Origin of the sequence: Chitinophaga sp. HK235, from assembly GCF_018255755.1 — a bacterium.
Taxonomy (GTDB): domain Bacteria; phylum Bacteroidota; class Bacteroidia; order Chitinophagales; family Chitinophagaceae; genus Chitinophaga.
Map to the genome: position 1 here is coordinate 7523219 of NZ_CP073766.1, position 21718 is coordinate 7544936.

Below are 21718 nucleotides of genomic sequence, written 5' to 3' on the forward strand. Positions count from 1 at the left end.
AAAACAGTGTTGAAATTGTTAAAATGAAATCAGCTTTAAAAACTGGTATATTAGCGTTGAATGAAAATGTATTACTTAGAAAGATAGTATTAAACCTATATCAATGAAAAAAATCTTTACTGTTGCTTTTGTTATCTTGACCTCCCTCATCGTTCCCCATTACTCTCAGGCGCAATCCAGTTTCGGCTTTGTTGTGGGAGGGGACCTGGATAAGTTTTACCCGGTTACCTTTTCAGATCCGAATTTCTGGGGGCCGGATCGTGCCACGGAATTTGAAATAGGTCGTCAGATTCATGATGACAGTCAGTGGCGTGGTAGTCTCATTGCAAGATTCCGGTATCATATCAATGGCTGGGGTGCCGGTGCTCATTTTATAGATGTAGATATGAACCAGGGTTATAACGGCATTAACGATAATAAATTTATTGCAGGATGGGAAGATGTTACCTATACCAACAATGCTGGTTGTATTGTGGTATGGCTGCGTGGTGGGAATACCAGTTATCAGTTTAAATCCGACGCTACGGTGACAGTTACAAAATATGATTCGCCTGATTTACTTCCCTACAAACCTGATAACCATACACCTATAACCTATAAAACAGCAGTGGAAGATTATACTCAAATGGCGGCCAGTATCACCAGCCGGAATCTCTATAACATGAGCCCATATACGCACTTTTTCAACAGTGCAGTGGCCATCAATACGCCTGATGCAAAAGGTTATCGTTTGGCCGTTAACGGAGATGCCATCTTCACAAAAGTGAAGGTGAAGCAGCTGGGGAACTGGCCGGACTATGTTTTTAAAACAGGGTATGCACTACCATCTTTGCAGACTTTAGCGCAGTTCATCAAAGAAAACCAGCGCCTCCCCGGAATTCCTTCTGCTGAAGAAATCAAAAAAGATGCTCAGGACCTGGGTGAGATACAACGTCTTCAGATGCAAAAAATCGAAGAACTAACGCTTTACATCATTGAGTTAAACAAAAAGCTGGAAGCCCAGGCACAGAGAATAGAACAGCTGGAATCCGGGAAAAAATAAATGTTGTTATTTTTTAAATTTGGCGATGACGGAAAATGCTTATCTCAACAAGGAGATTATATCGGTATTTGACTACACCAATAACACGGGTGCAAAAGAATTCCTGCGTGGTTTGTTTGAAAGGAAAGGGGTATCCTATGATGATATTATTTCAAGGCAGGCACTGCTGAGCACTTTTGTACAACATTGGGATATCCTTGAAGGATTCAGCTATCAGCGATATGATTTCGAAGAGGTCTACGATTTTACGACGACACTGAAAAGCAGTTACGAAGAAGATAGTGTGGATTGGGTCAGTTTGATTTTTAACAGAGATAAACATAGAATCAGGTCACGTTGTTCGCAGGCTGTTGTGTTTCTTGATAAATTGTATACATCTTATTTTCAACGGATCAATAGTGTAGTATTTCCACTACCATTTCAGTTGTACCCTGATAAAATTATTTCCTTTATTAAGGCCCTGAAAATTGAGCCGTTGGCAGACAATATTAAAAAAGGCACTGGTTTATCTTTAACCGATATCCCCGGCTTTTTGAAGCGGATGCTGAAAGCAGACAAAAGCGGGGAGCTGGCTGCCTTCTGGCAATCATTGTTTGTGTTTGAAGCTTTTTGGTCGGTAGCCAAAGGGATTAAAATCCGGAGTTTTGTTTTCCCTGTGATGACAGCAGATCGTTTGCTGCTGGAGAATTTTTATCATCCCATGATCAAGAACCCTGTTGCCAACGACTTTAGCATCTTTAATAATGTGATGTTGCTGACAGGTCCTAATATGGCAGGTAAATCCACCGTTCTTAAATCCATCAGTATTTGTGTATTGCTGGCGCATCTGGGATTTGCCGTGCCGGCAAACAGATGCGAGGTCCCGTTTTATGATGACTTCCTTATTTCCATTAACGTAACCGACGATATTAAAAGTGGATACAGCCACTTTATGCAGGAGATTGTTAACCTGAAAGAGATTCTGCAAAAAGCTGTAAATGGAAAAAAGTGTTTTGCTGTGTTTGATGAGATGTTTTGTGGTACCAATATAGATGATGCCATTGATATTACCTGTTCTACTGTCAAAGGAATGGGGCATTTAAAAGGATCGTTGTTTATTATTTCCACCCATTTATATCAGCTCAACAACCTGTTGCCGGAAGGCAGCTTTGAAGCCTGGCAGCTGGAAGCGATGGTGGAAGAGGGAATGCCCAGGCATACCTATGTACTGAAAAAAGGATGGTCTCAGCTGAAATTCGGAAAATTGTTGTTTGAGAAAGAAGGTTTGAATAAATTACTGAAGGCAGGTGAACAGGCAAACAATTAACCGGTATCTGGAAATCATCTAAATAGCAGATCATGTTAAAAGAGATCATCGTCAGGGGGGTATCACTCAAAGTAAAATACAAGGAGGAAGCAGCGAAGAGGCCAACGATCGTTTTTTTGCACGATTCGCTGGGGTGTATTGATTTGTGGCGTGATTTTCCGGAAAAACTGGGAAAAGAAATCCATTGCAACATACTGGTCTATGACCGGCAGGGATATGGACAATCAGACCCATTCACAGACCTGCCCAGAAATAATGATTACCTCGAAAAGGAAGCTGATGTTTTGCATGAGCTGATCCAACAGACCGGTATTCAGCAGGCGATTTTATTTGGTCATAGTGATGGTGCTTCCATCGCGCTGATAGCAGCTGCCAAATATCCGGCTGCTATCATAGGGGTGATTACGGAAGGTGCTCATATTTTTGTGGAGGATATTACGCTTAAAGGCATCAGGGATGCTGTAGTAGCTTATCGCACTACCAACCTGAAGGAAAAACTGTCCCGGTATCACGGTGCCAAAACGGACGTTGTATTTGCAGCCTGGGCGGATACCTGGCTCTCCAAAACATTTAAATCCTGGAATATAGAAAATTTTCTCCCGCAGATCACCTGCCCGGTATTGGTGATTCAGGGTGAACACGATGAGTTTGGAAGCATAAAACAGGTTACAGGAATTATTAATCAGGTGTTAGGAAAATCTACTCAACTAATCATGTCTTCTGTTGGACATACACCACATAAAGATGCTGTAAATGAAGTTCTGTACCATGTTACAGCGTTTGTAAAAAACGTATATACTATACCGTAGTTTTAATATCTCATCGATTTTTTCGTAAAAAAAATATATTAATTCAATTGGTTCGTATATTTTTTTTCTATTCTTTTGTTTTTGCAGAGGTGTGATCATCTGAAAATAATTTTAACCCATCTGTTAAAAAAGTGTGTTAATGTTTTTTCAGTGAGAAATTGCCCATGAAGCCTTAGTCAGCAATTAATACATTTTTGGAGTGGTCCGGAAAAACTGTCGCTGAAAGCTAACAGAGGTGTAATGAAAGCTATGACCCTGTCAGGTATCTTGTTATCCCGTTTTAGTACTATTTACCTGGTAGCATTTGTATTGTAAAATATTTTTAAAAATAAAGATCAGTTACGGCTGATCATGTTTTCCCTTGCCTATGATATACTGTAACAAACGAAGTAAGAAAACAATTGCTTTTTTTCTGCTTTCTATATTGGCCTATCAGATAGGATTCCCGGTAGCAGCATATGCATTAACGGCAGGTCCTACCTCACCGGAGACCAGTAGTTTTGAGCCTGTTGATACTACGGACATGGTAAACCTCCAGTCGGGAGATTTTACCTATAATATGCCCCTGGTAGAGGTGCCGGGACCGGAAGGCAATTTCCCGCTCTCTTTATCTTATCATGCCGGTATTACTACTAACGAAGAAGCTAGCTGGGTAGGATTAGGCTGGACATTAAATCCCGGTGCCATTAACAGAAGTGAGAACGGTTATGCCGATGATGATAATGCAAAAGATCAGTTCGGAAGAATGTACTGGAGTGGTACAGAAGGCCGGACTGTAGGATTGGGGATGAGTGTTGCATTGCGCAATGCCAATGTTTCTTTGGGATTAGGGGTGACATTCACCAATAATAATAAAGGCTTCAGTGTGGATTTTGAGGGTTTGACCGTTGGAGTGAGCCATTCATTCCAAACGATGGGTGGTAACGTTGCTTCTATCGGACTTAACACCAACCTGAAGACCTTAAAAACGAGTACCCGGCTTTCAACTACGATGGGCGGGGCGGGCTCGCTGGGAATTGATCTTAGTTCTGCAGGAGCCTCTGCATCTTTTAGTCTTCCCGGACAACAGATAACGGCCAATCTCTTTTCCGGTATGACCGGGAACGAAGGAATACAGACCCAAACGTCCTCATGGGCATTCAGTGTACCATTGTACGGAGGGCTTTTTAATATCGGGTTAAGCAGCAATTATTACAGGACCTGGCAGGATTATTCCAGTACCACCAAATCCTATGGTTCATTGTTTCTGCCCGAAGGTGCTGCTACGGGAACACTGAGCAATCAGGCATTTGATACCTATCACATGTTCGACCTGTCGAATGGTATCAGTATGTTCAGGTTACCGGATCCTTCTTTTCATTCCGGACCTGGGCTTCCGGATTATGACCTCTATATGGTAAATGCACAGGGCCTGAATGGTTCTATGCGTCCTTACCAGTTGCAGGGATATGCCATAGGAGGCAACAGGACGGCTTCCGACAATGTGACGATTAAATATGTTAGTAATACAGGAGGATTGGTAGGGCAACTGACACCGGGTATGTCGTACAAAGTGCCGGAGACCTATAAAAACAATACGTTTGTAAGGCCATCATTCCGCTTTATCAATGACTTCTCCAACTCATACACACAAACCTTAAATAATTTCGGGGCTAATTCTTTCTATGCCCCTTTTGATCAGAATCCGCTTACGGGAGATGGTATCATCTCAGGATATGATCCGACCAATTTACGGGTGGAAGGTTCCCGTCATATTGAATATTTTACGGAAGCACAGATAGTGGATGGCAGTGCCCAAGGCAAGGGGTTTATTAATGTTGCACCGGAGAACTCACTGGGAATGCAACGTTATTCCAGTTCCAGGATCGGCGGTTTCTCCATCACCAATGAGAAAGGGATCACCTACCACTACGCACTGCCTGCTTACACCAGGGACGGAGTGACCTATTCCAGAAAAGTGAAGAAAGAAGGAGATACGGAAGAAAGATGGAGCAAACAGGTAAAAAATAGTTCGTATGCATATACCTGGCTGCTGACCAGTATTACAGGGCCTGATTTTGTGGACAGGGATGGAAATGGTGTTGCGAATGAAGGCGATTATGGTTATTGGGTGAACTTAGGTTATGGGAAATGGACCAGTATCTACAACTGGCGCACTCCTGCAACAGGCTTTTCCAAAGATGTAGACGCTGAATTTGAAAGCTATTCTCAGGGAGATAAGGAGTTGTACTATCTGAATACTATCAGTACCAGAACGCATACCGCCATCTTTGAGAAAGACATCAGGCTCGATTCGAAAGGGATTGACTCCAGCTACGCCTATGCTGCTTTTAGTGACAACAGGTTTGTACATGGCTCTTTTTCTGCTGCCAAATCCAAACCAGTACTGAAGTTAAACAGAGTCCTGCTCCTGAACAACAGGGATGCCAAAACATTTAGTCCCCAAACTGGTGCAGGATTACAAAATATGGAAAATACCGACCAGGGGAAGAATGTGTTTGATAAATATGATCTCACCGGAACAGGGATTGAAAGCAAAGCATTGAGGATCGTCCAGTTTAACCATGATTATTCGCTTTGTCCTCAGACGCCTAATAGCTTTGACAATAGTACACCTACGATAAAAACCGGCAAACTGACGCTTTTATCTGTAGCCACATTAGGTAAACAAGGTGCTGCAGTATTGCCTCCCGTGACTTTTGATTATAACCTCAAGACTGAAGACAAGCTCGGAATTGGAGGTCCCCTGTCTCTCTCCGGTGATGGTAAGAGCGGAACTGTTACAACCAACAGGCCCATTACCCGTTTCAACAGAGATTTTGTTGTCGGGGACATCGTCAATGTCACAGGTGCTGATAATATGCCTTATACGGGCGTTGTTACTTATCAAAGGGAGTATCAGGGGCCCAATAATGTAATGAAGTACGAGGTATCCTTTACAATGGCAGATCCGATGCCGGTTGCTTTTAATGGTCAGACAGTATCAGTGGAGACTACCAAAAATCCGCGGTTTAATCAGGATGCCTACGATAAATGGGGATATTATAAGTGTGATTACGATTTGACCGCTATCAATCAGAACAATAATGTGGGCCGTACTCCCACGCCTGCTTCAGCGCGAAATACAGATGCCTGGTCTTTGCGTCGTATCTCTACAGCATTGGGAGCAGATATAGAAGTGAAGTATGAGTCGGATGATTATTCCACATCCGTGTTGAATAACCGCTGTTCCATGATCGCCTCCGGTTTTTCATTTGATAAGCCTAACCAGCAGATCTCCTTTAAAGTAGAAAATACCTACGGTGTGCCTTTGAGTCAGTTATTACCCTTGAATACCAAATGCGACATGACGATGGGAATTGTACCAGCAGGTGGGGCAAAGCCGGTGATAGTGGGAATTTCAACAGCTGATAAGACTGCTTACGCGAGTAAGTATAGTATGTATAACTATTACCCAGGCAACTATTTCTCAAAAACCTTTCCGCTCGTTGATAACTTCATCATCAAATCTGTCAGCGATCAGACGAACATGGTGACGATCAGTTGTACAGATCCCTTTATAATGGGTAATTCCAGTGTGGACCTGGGCTCAACGCCGATACAGCTTTCCTCCAATGTAGTGGCGGGTAACGTGTATTTCTACCGTAATAATGATCCGGGCCGTGTGATGTATGGTGGTGGTATCAGGGTGAAAGAACTGGGAATTAATAGTACTGATCGTATTACTTCAACCGTTTATGATTACCGCTCCGTTGCCCAGAATAATCTGTCTTCCGGTGTCACAACCTATGAGCCTAATGTGATCCAGAAGCATACGGAGAATTTTGCCGGATTGTTAAGTTCCGGAGACACACAAACAGATGAAGTACAGAAGTCTGTATGGAAAGCAGAGTACAGGGAATTGATAAACCGGGCCTCTACGAAAATTGTTTCTTTGTCGAGGATGTTGCCTTCTCCGGGGGTTATGTATAAAAATGTGGCAATAACTACCGGTGTTTCCAACAAACAACCTAATGGGGATCCGGTACGCTTTGATGCGCCAGGAACTACTGTATACACATTCAAAACACCGGACGAAAATGCTGTCAATCTGGTGCAGTTGAGTGACGCATCCTGGTATGAGGGCATATGGAAAAAGGAGACGCGCAACTTTGCCATTCAGGATAATACTGCCGGTATTGGTGCAGTGCTGGCTATAGACCAACTGGATAACCAAGGGAAGTATCTTTCCAGAAAAAAATATAATTATGTGAGTGAGGTGCCCACTGCCGACCGCGATGCAGCTTATGCCCAATATGGTAATCAGGGACGCATCGTAGAGCGTTTTGTTAACAGGAAAGGCGTGGACCTGATGGATGATGAACTGATTGATTGGGGGATCATGACATCAAAAACTGAAAATGCCAACTTTTTGACCAGTGAAACCAGCACTGATTACAAAACCGGTCAGACTACCACTACCAATTACCTGGGATATGATTATTACTCCGGCCAGGCTGTTAAAACAACAGCACAGGATGCCTACGGTAATACATTCATGACGGAAGTAATACCAGCCTACCGCAAGTATCCGCAGATGGGGCTGAAAGTTGGTAATATCAATAACAAACATATGCTGACCCAGCAAACAGGCAGCTATGTATACAAGGTAGACGCCAATAATAATAAGCTCGGATTAGTGAGTGCCGGCGTGTCCACCTGGGGGAATGATGCCAAAGTGAAGGGCATTGGAAATGCCGGACTATTACCGACACAAAACCAACCCGGTACTACAACAGGAAACGTATGGCGGCAAAAGGCCTCTTATGTATGGGCACCAGCGGGTGTTTCAGCGGATGGTATTACACCACTGAATCAGTTTACAGATTTCAACTGGACTAACCCATTGGCTAATACTTTAAGTTGGATAAAGACAAGAGAAACCACTTTGTATAATGTTTACTCCAATGAACTGGAGGAAGTGGATTTATACGGTAATGCTGCCGCTACACTCATGGGGTATGATGAATCGAAAGTACTGATAAGCGGAACTTTCGCTCGTCAGAAAGACCTGGCCTTTACAGGAGCGGAAGACGAATTGTCTAATGGAATGTTCCCTGGCGGAATTGGTCTTGGCGATGGGGTTGTTGAAAAAAATACTGCTTCTCCGGCCATCAATGCGCATACGGGTTATAACAGTCTGAGAGTGGATGCTAATAAAGCCGGATTCAATTGTACGATTAGTCTGGATGCTGCAGATACGAAGAAAAGTTTCCTGGCCAGTGTATGGGTAAAAGGAAATGGTTCATCTGCACCAGCTGCCGGACTTTACTATAAAGTAGGCAATGGAGCCGCTGTCAGTGCAAGTGTCAATACGTTGAAAAAAGCAGGTAACTGGTATCTCATTTCTTTTGTAGTGCCAGCCACTACGATTGCCGGTGCTTCTTCCATCTCTTTCGGCTGTACGAATAATGGCGCAGCCACTGTGTATTTCGATGACTTCCGTGTTCAGCCGGGTGAGGCTCAAACATCTGCTTATGTATATGATAAATTCAGTGGAGAGTTGATCTATGTCCTGAACAATAATAACCTTTTCACCAGGTATGAATATGATGCTGCAGGTCGTTTGAAAGCAACCTATAAGGAAACTTTCGCTAATGGCGTGATGATGACCGGAACATATGACTATAACTATGGTAAAGGTCTCTAAGCGAATGAGACGAGTCCCCGTGGATGTTGGTATTACTTTAACCAATTAAAAGAAGTTACCTTGAAAATAAAAAGTCTCTCATATTTACTGGTACTGACATTTACCTGTCATTCAGTAAATGCACAGATTATCCAAAGTCCCAATACAATTGTGTTGCCGGTACCTCCGGCTACCAATATGGTGTTCCCTATAGGCCAGCCGGTCTATTATAAAAGTGGTGCAGCAGTAGAAATCAATCCTGAAGTGGAGGTGCCGGAAGGAGCGGAGGTGACGATAGAAGCAGGCACTATTGTTGGTGCGCCTGCGGATTTGAACAGGAACTGGCTGCTTTCCATAAAGTACGACGCACAGGGTAATCCCTGGGCTGCTTCCAAAGTGTTTTATGATAACAACGGAAAGTTGTTGCAGACACAAGACAGGAATTTTACGGCAGCAAAAATTATGGCCAGCCAGGTAGTGTATGATGCTTTAGGCAGGGCTGCGGTTAATACCCTGGCAGCACCTATCCTGGCGAATGATTTCTCTTATGTGGATAATTTTATCACATCAGGAGGAAAACCCTTCCGGTATAATCTGTTTGATAACGCTGTAGATAACATTACTCCGGGAACATTAGGCTGGTACTATAGCAATAATAATACGCTGGAACCTTATGTGGCTACCACCGGATATCCTTTTACCAGAACAGAGTTCCGCAATGATGGTACAGGAGAGGCAAAAAGCACTGCGGGTGTAGGAGAAGCGTTTAAAGTGGGTGGCGGGCATGATGTCCGTCAGTATAGCATTCCCGCTCTCTTTGAACTATACCATTATTTTACGATAAGGAATAAATATTTCACCAATGCGGAAATGGGTGAGATGCCGGAAAAAATAATTAACAAGGCCTATCAGGAAATTACCAGGGGAGCTGATGGTAATGAAAGTATTGTGATCAAAGACCAGTCCGGTAAAGTATTGATGACAGCCAGGCCCGGTAATGATATGCAGGTGGCAGTCATGGCTGCTGTAGTAACCGCTCCCTGTTACTTTAAATTGTATGAAAATACACGGCTCAACTGGGGATCTATTACTTTCTTCGACATGGACCGTGGAGAAGTACCCGTTTCACCAGCAGCGGATGGCTCCTTGCCTGCTGGTTACTATAAAGCTGTCAGCACAGGACCAAACAGTGCTTTTAGTTATATCTTAAATCTGGCGGATGTCTCCTATTTTTATTACAATCAGCTGGGACAACTGATAGCCAGCATCCCACCGGAAGGCGTTAAGAAACTGGCCAACGAGGGATATAATAACTACGCCACCAAAACAGATATTCCATTTATATCCTTTTCTGAATATGATTTGAAAGGTCGGTTGCGGGCCGCTTCTTCTAAAGAAGCGGGACGTACAGAGTTCGTTTATCGTAAGGATAATAACCTGAGGTTTGCACAGAACGCAGAACAACGGGTAACAGGACGTTATAGTTATACCAACTTCGACGGCCAGGGCAGAGTGATTGAAACCGGAGAGTTTGAGCCGGCGGGTGGAGTCGCTTTTAATGTCAATGGAATGGGCATTGAAGAAAATATTACAGATGGGGGAATGGGTGCCGGAACCAAAAAATCCTGGAAGAAAGCAGTATACGATATTCCGGTAGCAACCGGATTAGCTGGCTATACGCAGGAAGAGGTGTATTTGCCCGGAATGGTGTCATATACAGAAAACTCAGACGGTGCCAAAAGCTGGCAAAATTTTAACGAAGAAGGACTCGTTACCTGGTCGGTGCAGGAGATTCCGGGTCTGGGCAAAAAAACCATTGACTATAGCTATGATTTTTCCGGGAAAATCACCAAGGTAATTTTCCAGAAAAATACACCTGCTGAAACCTTCGTTCACTATTACGAATATAATGCAGACTTGCAGTTAGCTGCGGTATATACCAATACTGCAGACAACCCGTCTACCAGAAAACCACTGGCTAACTTCAGTTATTATCTCCACGGAGCATTAAAACGGAAGGAACTGGGTGACAAAGTACAGGGTATTGATTATACCTATACTGTACAAGGCCAGCTGAAAGCTATTAATAATGCCAACCGCGACCAGGACCCCGGACAGGATGGTATTTCCGGAGCCAACGCCGGTGTGGCCAGAGACATTTTTGGGATGAATATTGAATATTTCAGCGGTGACTATTTACGGGCCAATACCAATATCGGAAGCCTGCCCATCGCTGCTGGTGACGCGGATGACCAGTTTAACGGCCTGGTTAAAGCTGCCGGCTGGCATAGCCGCAAACCCCAGAGCATCCTGGCAGTGCTCGGACCAGGTGTTGAAAATCCTGTGATGTATGCCTATAAATATGATACTAAGCAGCGTTTGAACAATGCTACCTGGGGAACTCCCAACTACGCGGTCCCTGGTTTTGCACAGAGCAGTTTGTTTAAAGAACATGGCTTGAGTTATGATGCTCATGGTAATATCTTATCACTGAAGAGAACAGATAATGCAGGCGCGCTGACAGACAACTTCACCTACCAGTATCCGGCAGGAAGCAATCAACTGCAAGCAGTACTGAATGGAGGAGCCCCTTTCAGCAATTATCAGTATGATAATATTGGCCAGCTTAAATCAGAATCTCCGGCTTCATCACCTACCCGGTACGTAAAATACACGCCTACCGGGCTGGTAGCTGGCGTATATGCTGATGCGGCCTTTACACAGCCCAAGGTCACCTATACCTATAATGGGAAAGGGGTCAGGATTATGAAAAAGGACTTTGTCAATAATACTACCACTTATTATGTAGTAAGTCTCAGTGGCAACCCAATGGCTGTATACAATCAGTCAGGCACCGGTACGATCGAACAGGCAGAAATACCCTTGTATGCAGATGCCCGTGTAGGTATATTCCGCCGCGGCTCCAATCTGGCTGATTATGAGATGACCGACCATCTTGGAAACGTACGTGCAGTAATTGATGATAATAAAGTGGTGAAACAGTATGCTGACTACTATCCCTTTGGTAGTATCGCCCGTGACGGCGGTACCGGTGATTACCGTTATGGTTTTCAGGGACAGAACAGCGAAAAGGATAAGGAAACAGGATGGAATGCTTTCAGCCTGAGGATGTATGACTCCCGTATAGGCCGCTGGCTGACTCCGGATCCTGCCGGGCAGTATGCTTCTCCTTATGTAGGTATGGGTAACAATCCGGTGAACAAAGCTGATAAAGATGGTGGACTGGACGAATGGGTATATGCTAATGGTGATTTCTTATATGACTCCCGTGTTGAGAGTCAGGCAGATGCTGAGTACCATTACGGTAAAAATGCTATCTATATGCCTAATGGTTCAAACTATATTGATTTTAATACCGGCGCACAGCTTTCTCTCCGGGGTCATGGCATATATTGGCAAAATGGAGACTATCACCGCACACTTGACTATGCGCTGATGTATGGTTTAGCAGATGCCATATTAAGACCTCCTGTTGTTGGACAAATTATTTCACAAGGCAATTATATTTATGGAATGGCGGGAACCACGGCTGGGTATAGGGCTGAGTACAATGTAGCCAAAATGATCAGCGAAGGGGTGCGCTGGAACCCTGCTACAGGGTCTAATTGGCAGATGACTGGTAGAAATGCCAATTTAATGAGTGAAACAAAATTGGTGGTTAGTGAAGGGGTAAAACCGGTTTCTAAATTGGCTGTGTTTGCACGTGGCGTCACCACAGCCTCTTTTATAGTTGCTACAGTATCCGATCTGTATGGTTATTATTTGTATAAGAGAAATCCTGACGTTGGAGTTTCAGGGGCGAAATTAGTGACAAATTTCGGATTCGGAATAGCTGCTTATACAGCTGAAGGATATGGATGGATACCTTCTGCAATTTATTTCGGGGTAGATGGTTTTTATCCTGATGGCTGGGGCGGATTTTCCCGTGATTATGAAGCCCATCAACGGGCAAATGCCGCGATAGACCCCACCTTCATCACCGCTCCATTCGGTGCCATGAAACAATAATCACCACTGCATAAGCAGTAAAATAACTGTAAGCAATTAATGTCCTTTGTTTTTATAGCAGGGACATTAATTGCTTTTTTATATTTGCACTTTCCGCTGTGTAATATGATGAATCGCCGGTTAAAAGCATTTACCATCCTGGAGCTGATCGTAGTAATGATACTGACAAGTATTATTGCCGGCATTGTATATATGGCCATAGGGATATTTAATCACCAGTACCGCTTTTTTAACGGATCGGCTACATACATGCTACAATACCATACCTGCAAACAGCAAATCACCACGGATATACGAAACTGCAGAACCATAACCCAGGCCGGAGACTCACTGGTGCTGGCCGGTGATACAGCCACCACTGTTTATTATTTCCGCGGTGACAGCCTGATTTATCGCAAAGGTTATGAAGGTACCCTGGACTCTTTTGCACTTCATTATTCCGGACTGCAATGGCAGCTCATTCGTTTCCGCAGTACAGATCGTACGCTGGTAGCGGGTTTTAATGTGTCTATCTGGCATAACAATGAGGAGTATCCCTGGTTTTTTAAAAAACATTATGATGAAGCCATTCTATTTGGAATGGATAATTGATGCTTATTATGGCAGGACTGGATATCAATAAATTAAAAACGCCGGCCCGGACAGTGGCTGCGCCGCCCGGGGAAACGAAGGAACCATCTATTCCCTGGTGGCAGAAGGATATACAATTGGGCAATGGTATGTCTGATAAGATAAAGGCCGGCTTTTTTCTGCAGCTGTATACCCTTACAGAGGCCGGAGTCGATATCCGTTCTTCCCTGGAGCTGATCGTCAATCAACAGAAAAAAAAGAAGGTCAGGTCAATATTCCAAAAAATATATGAAGATATTATCGGTGGTATGTCTATCTCTCAGTCAATGAGAGCACAGTCATGTTTCACGGATTATGAAGTGTTAAGTATCGGTATTGGTGAAGAAACAGGTAGACTGGCCGTTGTCTTTAAGGATCTGTACAGCTTCTTCGACAGAAAGATCAAACAGCGCCGGCAGATGGTAGGGGCGCTCACCTATCCGATGATCGTGGTGTTTGTGGCTATTGGAGCTATTGGGTTTATGGCGAATTTTATCGTGCCGATGTTTGCGGATGTGTTTAAACGGTTAGGTAACAGAGACCTGCCGGCTATAACCCAGCTGGTGGTATCCATTTCCGATGGCCTTAAAAAAACAGCCTGGTTATGGATGCTGGGTTTTGCTGCAACTGCTTATACTGGCTGGAAGTACCGGAAAACCATCTGGTTCAGACAGTACACCTCCCGCCTTATATTGAAAATGCCCGTGGTGGGCAGCCTCACCTTAAAAATCCATCTGGCCAGGATGTGTAATTCCATGGCATTACTGATCAGCTCCCGGGTACCTGTTTTACAGGCTATCCAGCTGGTGAGCCAGATGATACAGTTCTATCCGGTTCAGACGGCATTAAAGGAAGTAGAGACCGGTATCTTATCCGGTAAAAGCCTGCATGGCTGCATGCAGCAGTTTGATATCTTCCCGCCCAAACTGATAGCCCTGATAAAAGTGGGGGAGGAAGTGAACAAACTGGGAGATTTTTTTGAAAGGGTTAATGAGCAGTTTAATGATGAGATCATGCACGAAACAGCCCTGATCGGCAATTTTATGGAACCGCTGATTATTATCTTCCTCGGTTTAGTCGTTGGCGTTATCCTGATTGCTATGTACCTGCCTTTGTTCACAATGGGACAAACTTTCTAGTACCCGGCGAATTAAAGTTTTTTGATGGTAAAGCGTTTGCCTTTATATTCCACCGTCATGGATGCTGGTTGAATCGTCTTGATTTTAACATCGGTAATCATATCACCGGCTTGTATCATCTTTTCTTCACCACGGAAACTGGCAAAAGCTGCTTTTTTAGGTGCATCTGTATTGCTGATCATACCATGATACTGGATAAAGTCTACAGAAATGGGCGGTGGCGCAGGTGCTGCGGGAACCACTTGTTGCGTGAGGAGGAGTGTATCCGTTTGTTCCATTTCTTTTTTGAGGAACGGATCAGGGTAATCCTCCAGTAGTATATAGTTGGCGGGTTTGGTAACTGGCAGGGATACCGTCGCCGGATTTTTAAAATACGCAGCATCCTGTTTGTCTCCGGAGCGGGCATCTATTATCTTCCAGATGATAGTGCCCCAGATGGCCACAGTACCCACCAGTAACAGGTATTTGGTGTATTTGTTTTTCATGTTTATTGTAAGGTAAAGTTCCTTTTTTCACCGAGGGTGCTTTCATTACCAGCTGCGTCAACAGCTTTCACCTGCCAGTATATTCTATCCCGGCTGGCACCTTTATTAAAGGAAACACTGGTGCCGGTCAAGGCCTGAGGATAAGTATTATCGAACAAGGTAGTGCCATCATTTTTATAAACATATAACATGTATTTCACCACATCGGCGGTGCCGGACCATTCCAGTGTGATCGGCAGGGTAGCGTTCTGTAAGTTATCCTGAGGTGCTTTCAGTACGGGAGCAGCCGGCGGAGTCCTGTCGAGGATGATCGTAAACGTTGGTGAATATTGTGATACGGCGGTATCATTCTCTGCTCTCACCCGCCATTGGTAGGTGCCATCATTTTGGAACGTATAGGTGTAGGTGTTAGTAGTCACATATTGGTCCAGTACAAAACTGCCACTGCTAAAGTTTTTGTCGTCGGCCTGCAGTTTGTATTTCCTGGCACTGAAGAGGGCCTGCCATGAAAAGGCCACTTTCGGATTGTTGGTCAGGAAGTTATCACCAGGACTGATGAGCTGAACTGCTTGCCGGCTCAGCGAGGCGGTGTCAATAGCAATATTCCGGGTGACATAGGCCGACTGGCTGCTGCCGTTGACTGCTCTTACCCGCCACTGGTATTTTCCGGGAGACAGGGAATAGGTAAACTTGTTGCCTTTTATACTGCTGTCGAGTACAAATCTGACAGGCGCATCAAAATCAGGTGTTGCCAGCTGGAACTGATATTTCAGCGCAGCATCTACAGGCTCCCAGTAAAAAGTCTGCAGATAGTCGGTACTTTGTGCATGGTCAACAGGAGCCACCAGTTGCACCTGCACATTATTTAAGGATGGTTCTATCACTTCTGTACAGGCTACCATCAGTAACAACAATGGCAGTACGAAGTAGTATGCTGTTTTATGGAAGCGGTTCATCTTTTTTATCATTTATAAGTTGAAGTTGCTGGAGGTAGATATCAGCGGTTAACGCTACCGTATTATTGGTATTATCAACAGTCGTTTTATAATGCATGGCAGCAATTCTCGCTGGCAGCTGGCCTTTTTCGAAATCATTGACAAAATGAAGTAGTTGCCTGAAATTGCCTTCCAACGTGATCAGGCTGGTAGTGGCATATATCTTTTCATATTGAAACTGATTGAAAGGCCGGTAGTTCTTAAGTTTAATATGGTAAGTATTGCAGATACCGGTTACTTCTTTTAATAATAGCTGATCATTATCGGAAGACTGCCCAGGGGCCAGTGAAAGGACCATTTTGTTAATAATCTTTTCTTTGGCCAGCAATTGATGGTACTGCTCCATTTTTTGCTGCAATACATGTTCCGGCAGATAGTTTTGTTTATACTGCTGATAGATATTGATAGTATTACGAATGCCATATTGAAAGGTGGCTATCAGCAGTAATGGCACGCTGACAAGCAAAAGTTGAAGCTTTTTTTTCCCACTTAACTGATTAAATATCATTTTAGGACTAATTCGATTTGAAATTGACCTGTTTCATCTTCTTTTTTGTACCAATACGTCAAAAGCTTTGCTGACGCGATAATATCGGTTTGCTGCAAATCATTGATCCAGTCATTCAACAGCCACGGAGTATTGCAGGTCCCGCCCACCAAAACCGTATCCTTTTGAAACCTGGGCATATCTCCTCCTTTTGTCTGATCACTTAAAGGAAAAATAGTGAGTGTCTGTAAGGTGACTTCTTCGGGTACTGACATCGCTATTTTATCAGCAATCTCGCTGATGATGGTTTGTTTGGTCCAGCCTATCGTCTCCAGAAACTGCTCTTTCTTGTGTATTTGTTGTTGAAGGGTATCGAAGTTATTTAGTTTCTTCTGGTACAGTTCGTGATTATTACTGGTTTGCTGCGCTAAGGTGTAATAATGCTGAAATAGCAGGAAATTAATGAGCAGAATGAGAAAAATAACGGTAAGTGAACCTACGCCAACGAAGTTAAAAAGGCGTTGATATCGTAGCTCTTTTTTATTGCCGGAAATTGTTTCCTGGATAATCAGGCCATCCTGGAATCCATCGAGTAGTGCATGCGCTGCCACCGCAAAGGCCGGTAATAAGTTGCTTTTGACAGACTGGTCGCCGATCAGTATTTCCGGGTGTATGATGGAGGGGCCGGCTTCTTGCATAGAAGTATATCCTGTTAATTCCTGCCGGGCGAGTTGCAGGCTGAAGGTGGTCGTATTAACAGCGGCACCGCGTTCTGTTTTAATATGTGCAGACAGGCCAGCGCTATAACTCAGTCCTATACCTGCACCTACTACTTTATAGCCGTTATCGGAAAACAGGGAGATCATTTCATCCAGCTGCTGCTGGCGTACCAGCGCAACTTCCTGTTGATCCTTACAGGAGAATGGTTGAAAATAAAAATCATTTTCATTCATCCCCGGAATAATGTTGGCTTTATCGTTGCTGGCAGGACGGTGAAGGATTCCTTTGCCGGAGATATTCAGTGCCACCGGAATATCTTTGGGCAGATGCTGGAACAGCGTTTCCCGGTTGCTGATGTTAATATATTCAGTACCTTTTATCAACAGATCTCCCTGCAACCGGACAATCACTGCATTTAATAACAGCGATTTATCAGGCATCAGGCAGATCTCCACGCCTGCAATGGATTTTATCCTGATATATTTATCCAGTACGTTTTTCCACGTCATGTATTAATAAATAATAGTGGGTTTGATAAATACCAGGGAAACTGTTTTGGAGGTACTTCTGGACCTGCTGCTGAATAACCACTTTAGTACCGGGATCCTGGAAAGTACAGGGATGCCGCCACCGGACTCACTTTTTTCATTTCTTTCAATACCACCCAGCACGACCATTTCCTCATTCTTTACGCGGATAATAGACTTAAACTTGCTGTTGGAGGAGGGGGGAGGTGCGTTGTTAGGCGGATCACCAATGAAGTCCGCTATCTTTACATCAATATTTAAAGTTACCTGTTCATCGCCGGATACGATGGGCATAATGTCGATAGAGAGATTGGCTTCTACCGGAATATACTGCTGGGTGACCAGTGTTTGCGGGTTCAGCGATCCCATCACATTTTGTGTGCTGACTGTATAATAGCGTGTACTGCCAATACTCAGGTTGGCGACATGACCATTTAAGGTAGATAGTTTGGGTGTCTGCCGAAGATCAATATTACTATTGCTTTCCAATGCACTTAACTGCACATAGAAGTTGGGGGTTACCTTACCCAGATTGAAGATATTGTTAATACCGATACGGCCCAGGAAGTCATTGATGGATCTGGCCCCGAAGGTATAATCCAGTCCACGTTCTCCCAGGAATGTTCCACCTGTTCTTACGGAATCTGAAACGCCTGCCCGGATGCCCGTTTTAACGGACTTCCCTTTTTTAACGTCCATAAGGATGACCTCAATGGTTATCATAGGCACTACTTTGTCGATCTGTTTGACAAATGCCTGGATCATCTCTATATCAGGAGCACTGCCGCTGAGCAGCAGGCTGTTAAGTTCCTTGAATTCCTTGACCTCCACGCCTTTCTTGAGTTCCGGAGGAAGCAGATGTATTAATGAGTCCATGGAACGGTTCTGGAGCTGAAGGATTTTATAGGTGCGCAGTCCCTCATTCAGCCGGTTACCGATCATGTATATGTCCTTTTCTACGCGATAGGTGTATTCTGTTCCCTGAAAAATATACTGCAAAGCTTTCTCCAGCTCTATGTTTGATAAGTTGGCCGTGATATTTCCCTGGATGTCAGTATAAATAAAGTAGTTCATCCCCGTTTGATCTGCGATGTTTCTTAATACATCCCTGATGGGCATGGCATTTACATTCAGCGAAATCATTTTCCGCCCTGAATTATCATACTGTGCATCTATATTTCCGGAGGAGTTGCCATTAAATTTCCGGATGACTGTATTGCTGTTGGGAATGGGCTTGAGTTCCGGTTTAAGCAGTATTTTTTCTCCGTTGGCGAGTGGTTCAAGTACATAAACCTCATCGTTAGTTCTGGTAAACTTAAAGTTATTGGTGAGTGCCAGTTTTTCCAGTGCATTCGGGATGGGCAGGTCCTGTATATATCCGCTGACGGTTTTTCCAAAAAGATCCGGAACAACGACTACGTTTTTATTGGTTGTTACAGTAATTCTTTTGGCGACATTCATCAGGCTATCATTATGAAGGTCGAGGGTAATATTGCCGGTGGCATTGTTATAGTTAATCCGGAGTTCCTTGGGAGGAGGAGGCAGATTTTTATACGGGTCCTGGTAATGCGTGATATAGATAATGTTTCCTGTAAAGTTAAAATCCAGGTTATATTGTTTGGCCAGATATATTAATACATTGGAAACCGTTTCGCCATCAAAGTAATTGGTGACTTTTTCTGTCAGTGAGGGATCTATATTAAGATTGAGGCGGTGAGTATTGGCGATGCCACGGAGTACTTCCTGCAAGGTGCTGCCGGAAACGCTCAGGGAGGCTTTCTGACGAAGACCAGGTACATTTAAAGAGAGATCATTCAGGTTTTGTGTGAGGGTGGCAATACGGTCTTTCACCGGCACCTGCGCCATGTTCGGTGAAATATGAAGTATGAAAATGCCTAGCAGTAACAGTATTATTTTTTTCATTATCTTATTGACAGTGGTATTAATTGGTTAACAGCGAATAGATTTCATCTATGGAAGTGTACCCTTTTTCAAAGAGGCTGAATGCATTCTCAGCAAGAGTCGATATTCCTTTTTCTTTTAACAGAGATGGTATATTGGTATTGGACTGTTTAATTTGTGTGGCCAGGTCACTGTCTATGTTGATAACTTCGTAGACCGCTTTTCTCCCTTTGTAACCGGTATTGTAACAATGCTCGCATCCTGTAGGCACATAGTGGGTATGTATTTTTTTATCCGGTTGGAATTTGGGAGGATATAAGGATTCATCAAATTCCTGTTGTGTTTTACAGTGATCACAAAGTAATCTTAACAGGCGCTGGGCAACAGCTGTGTTAAGTGTATTGGCAACAAGGAAGGGAGGAATGCCCATGTCGGAGAGCCTGGATATGATACCCCATGCAGAATTGGTATGGATGGTAGAAAGCACCAGGTGGCCCGTCAAAGCAGCGCGGATAGCCATGTTCGCAGTATCCGGATCACGTATTTCCCCTACCATGATGATGTCGGGGTCTTGTCTGAGAAAGTTCCGGAGCGCTGCCCCGAAAGTTAATCCGATGTTTTCCTTTAACTGCACCTGGTTAATACCAGCGAGCGTATATTCGATGGGATCTTCGATCGTCAGGATATTTCTTGTATCCTTGTTCAGCAGTTTAAGTGTTGCATAGAGCGTAGTGGTTTTGCCGGAGCCGGTAGGGCCACTGATCAGCAAAAGCCCGTTGGGTTTTTTGATGCCTTCCAGATAACTTTGCAGTTCTTCCTGTGCAAATCCGAGTGTATCAAGATCTATATTGGTGGCATCATTGCTCAGGAGGCGAAGCACAATTTTTTCTCCGTGAAGTGTAGGGAGAACAGATACCCGGATGTCTGTTTTGACCTGCTGATATTCAAAGAAAATACGTCCATCCTGTGGCAGGCGTTTTTCCGCGATATCGAGGTTGGACATGATTTTTATCTTGTTAATCAGTGATGGGTACTGGTTTTTATCCAGTAAGTACCGCTGCACCAACATGCCGTCTATCCTGATCCTCACCCTGCAGATCTCTTCATAGATCTCGATATGTATATCACTGCTATGGAGGTTTTTGGATTCAGCAATTAAATGTTGTAGAAAATTGTCAGCATTTCCATTGTAAAACCTGTTCTGCAGCCTGCTGTCTTTTTGTTGTCTGGGATAGTGTTTTTCCAGCAATGTGCGTAGTTCCGTTTCTTCCGCTGGAATCAGGTGAATGTCTTCATTCAGCAGGAAGTTCAGCTCATGATGCAACCCTTCGTGATCAGCAGTACGGGCATAATAAAATGTTGGTTGTGCCCGGTCGGAGATGGCAGGAATGATCTTGTAATGCCAGGCTTGTTCTGCACTGATCACAGGAAGGCGGGCTACATCTATGGACAGTTTAACGGACATAATCGATGCAGTTTAATACCCAATGTTCATCAAAAAAATCGAAGGAAGGGCGTAACATCGCCTGAATAGTAAGTAACAACAGTAAAACAGACTGTATCCCTGCCAGCGGAACAGATTGTAGTGTAAATTTATTCCGGAAAACGGCGAATACAGCTGCCAGCAACAGACAGATGGCAAGGCTCACCACATGAAAAACAAAAAGGTTCAGCGGTGAAAAAGTAAAAATAAGGGCCAGATAAAGCAGCAGATCTCCCAGGCCGATGAAGCGGTCGATAATCAGATCAGTAGTCTTGTATCTGATGGAAAAATAACATTGGAGTATCAGAAACTGTATGCCAACAAGAGCCAGATTGATTCCTGCCATACACAATAACGATGCAGGAGAAGCTCCAAATCGCCAGATGCTGCAACAGATATTGGCTATGATAATAGCCGGGAAAAACACCCAGCTAACTGCCCTGTCTTTGAAATCCTGAAAGGCAATGATGGCATAAATTAAAATTGGCAATAGTGTGATACAGTAGTACATTATTTA

The 21718-nt window shown here is 43.9% G+C and carries 14 protein-coding genes; 7 read left to right on the forward strand and 7 right to left on the reverse strand.

Annotation, left to right across the window (positions count from 1 at the left end):
* Positions 1-103 precede the first annotated feature (103 nt).
* The 7 genes from KD145_RS28975 (at position 104) to KD145_RS29005 (ending at position 14602) form a co-directional block, all read left to right on the forward strand.
* A complete protein-coding gene (locus KD145_RS28975; protein WP_212003291.1) occupies positions 104-1042 on the forward strand; it encodes a hypothetical protein in 939 nt (312 codons plus the stop codon).
* 25 nt (positions 1043-1067) lie between these two features.
* On the forward strand, positions 1068-2348 hold the full coding sequence (locus KD145_RS28980) for a hypothetical protein (protein WP_212003292.1): 1281 nt from the start codon (positions 1068-1070) through the stop codon (positions 2346-2348).
* 32 nt (positions 2349-2380) lie between these two features.
* A complete protein-coding gene (locus tag KD145_RS28985; RefSeq protein ID WP_212003293.1) occupies positions 2381-3157 on the forward strand; it encodes an alpha/beta fold hydrolase in 777 nt (258 codons plus the stop codon).
* Between the two features lie 367 nt (positions 3158-3524).
* A complete protein-coding gene (locus tag KD145_RS28990; RefSeq protein WP_212003294.1) occupies positions 3525-8846 on the forward strand; it encodes a hypothetical protein in 5322 nt (1773 codons plus the stop codon).
* Positions 8847-8906: 60 nt separating this feature from the next.
* Positions 8907-12854: an RHS repeat domain-containing protein gene (locus tag KD145_RS28995; protein ID WP_212003295.1), complete on the forward strand. Its 3948-nt coding sequence runs from the start codon at positions 8907-8909 to the stop codon at positions 12852-12854.
* A gap of 105 nt (positions 12855-12959) precedes the next feature.
* A complete protein-coding gene (locus KD145_RS29000; RefSeq protein WP_212003296.1) occupies positions 12960-13445 on the forward strand; it encodes a type II secretion system protein in 486 nt (161 codons plus the stop codon).
* An 8-nt stretch (positions 13446-13453) separates the two neighbouring features.
* A complete protein-coding gene (locus KD145_RS29005; protein ID WP_212003297.1) occupies positions 13454-14602 on the forward strand; it encodes a type II secretion system F family protein in 1149 nt (382 codons plus the stop codon).
* An 11-nt stretch (positions 14603-14613) separates the two neighbouring features.
* On the opposite strand, the gene KD145_RS29010 is transcribed toward KD145_RS29005, so the two are convergent.
* The 7 genes from KD145_RS29010 to KD145_RS29040 are packed head-to-tail and all read right to left on the reverse strand — an operon-like array spanning position 14614 to position 21712.
* A complete protein-coding gene (locus KD145_RS29010) occupies positions 14614-15087 on the reverse strand; it encodes a hypothetical protein (RefSeq protein ID WP_212003298.1) in 474 nt (157 codons plus the stop codon).
* Between the two features lie 2 nt (positions 15088-15089).
* Positions 15090-16043: a hypothetical protein gene (locus KD145_RS29015; protein WP_212003299.1), complete on the reverse strand. Its 954-nt coding sequence runs from the start codon at positions 16041-16043 to the stop codon at positions 15090-15092.
* Complete coding sequence (locus tag KD145_RS29020) at positions 16027-16548, reverse strand: hypothetical protein (RefSeq protein WP_212003300.1); 522 nt, start codon at positions 16546-16548, stop codon at positions 16027-16029. Before KD145_RS29020 ends, KD145_RS29015 begins: the two co-directional genes overlap by 17 nt.
* A gap of 38 nt (positions 16549-16586) precedes the next feature.
* Entirely contained in the window at positions 16587-17798 is a 1212-nt protein-coding gene (locus KD145_RS29025; protein ID WP_212003301.1) for a hypothetical protein, read from the reverse strand.
* Positions 17799-17801: 3 nt separating this feature from the next.
* A complete protein-coding gene (locus tag KD145_RS29030; protein ID WP_212003302.1) occupies positions 17802-19739 on the reverse strand; it encodes a secretin and TonB N-terminal domain-containing protein in 1938 nt (645 codons plus the stop codon).
* A 19-nt stretch (positions 19740-19758) separates the two neighbouring features.
* Positions 19759-21183, reverse strand: coding sequence for a GspE/PulE family protein (locus KD145_RS29035; protein WP_212003303.1), 1425 nt, complete (start codon positions 21181-21183; stop codon positions 19759-19761).
* Complete coding sequence (locus KD145_RS29040; RefSeq protein WP_212003304.1) at positions 21173-21712, reverse strand: hypothetical protein; 540 nt, start codon at positions 21710-21712, stop codon at positions 21173-21175. The genes KD145_RS29035 and KD145_RS29040 overlap by 11 nt, the downstream gene beginning before the upstream one ends.
* Positions 21713-21718 lie beyond the last annotated feature (6 nt).

Bases quoted from the DNA above. Each gene is read 5' to 3' on its own strand.
- KD145_RS28975 (WP_212003291.1), top strand. From the start codon at position 104: ATGAAAAAAATCTTTACTGTTGCTTTTGTTATCTTGACCTCCCTCATC.
- KD145_RS28980 (WP_212003292.1), top strand. From the start codon at position 1,068: ATGACGGAAAATGCTTATCTCAACAAGGAGATTATATCGGTATTTGAC.
- KD145_RS28985 (WP_212003293.1), top strand. From the start codon at position 2,381: ATGTTAAAAGAGATCATCGTCAGGGGGGTATCACTCAAAGTAAAATAC.
- KD145_RS28990 (WP_212003294.1), top strand. From the start codon at position 3,525: ATGATATACTGTAACAAACGAAGTAAGAAAACAATTGCTTTTTTTCTG.
- KD145_RS29000 (WP_212003296.1), top strand. From the start codon at position 12,960: ATGATGAATCGCCGGTTAAAAGCATTTACCATCCTGGAGCTGATCGTA.
- KD145_RS29005 (WP_212003297.1), top strand. From the start codon at position 13,454: ATGGCAGGACTGGATATCAATAAATTAAAAACGCCGGCCCGGACAGTG.
- KD145_RS29010 (WP_212003298.1), bottom strand. From the start codon at position 15,087: ATGAAAAACAAATACACCAAATACCTGTTACTGGTGGGTACTGTGGCC.
- KD145_RS29015 (WP_212003299.1), bottom strand. From the start codon at position 16,043: ATGAACCGCTTCCATAAAACAGCATACTACTTCGTACTGCCATTGTTG.
- KD145_RS29025 (WP_212003301.1), bottom strand. From the start codon at position 17,798: ATGACGTGGAAAAACGTACTGGATAAATATATCAGGATAAAATCCATT.
- KD145_RS29030 (WP_212003302.1), bottom strand. From the start codon at position 19,739: ATGAAAAAAATAATACTGTTACTGCTAGGCATTTTCATACTTCATATT.
- KD145_RS29035 (WP_212003303.1), bottom strand. From the start codon at position 21,183: ATGTCCGTTAAACTGTCCATAGATGTAGCCCGCCTTCCTGTGATCAGT.
- KD145_RS29040 (WP_212003304.1), bottom strand. From the start codon at position 21,712: ATGTACTACTGTATCACACTATTGCCAATTTTAATTTATGCCATCATT.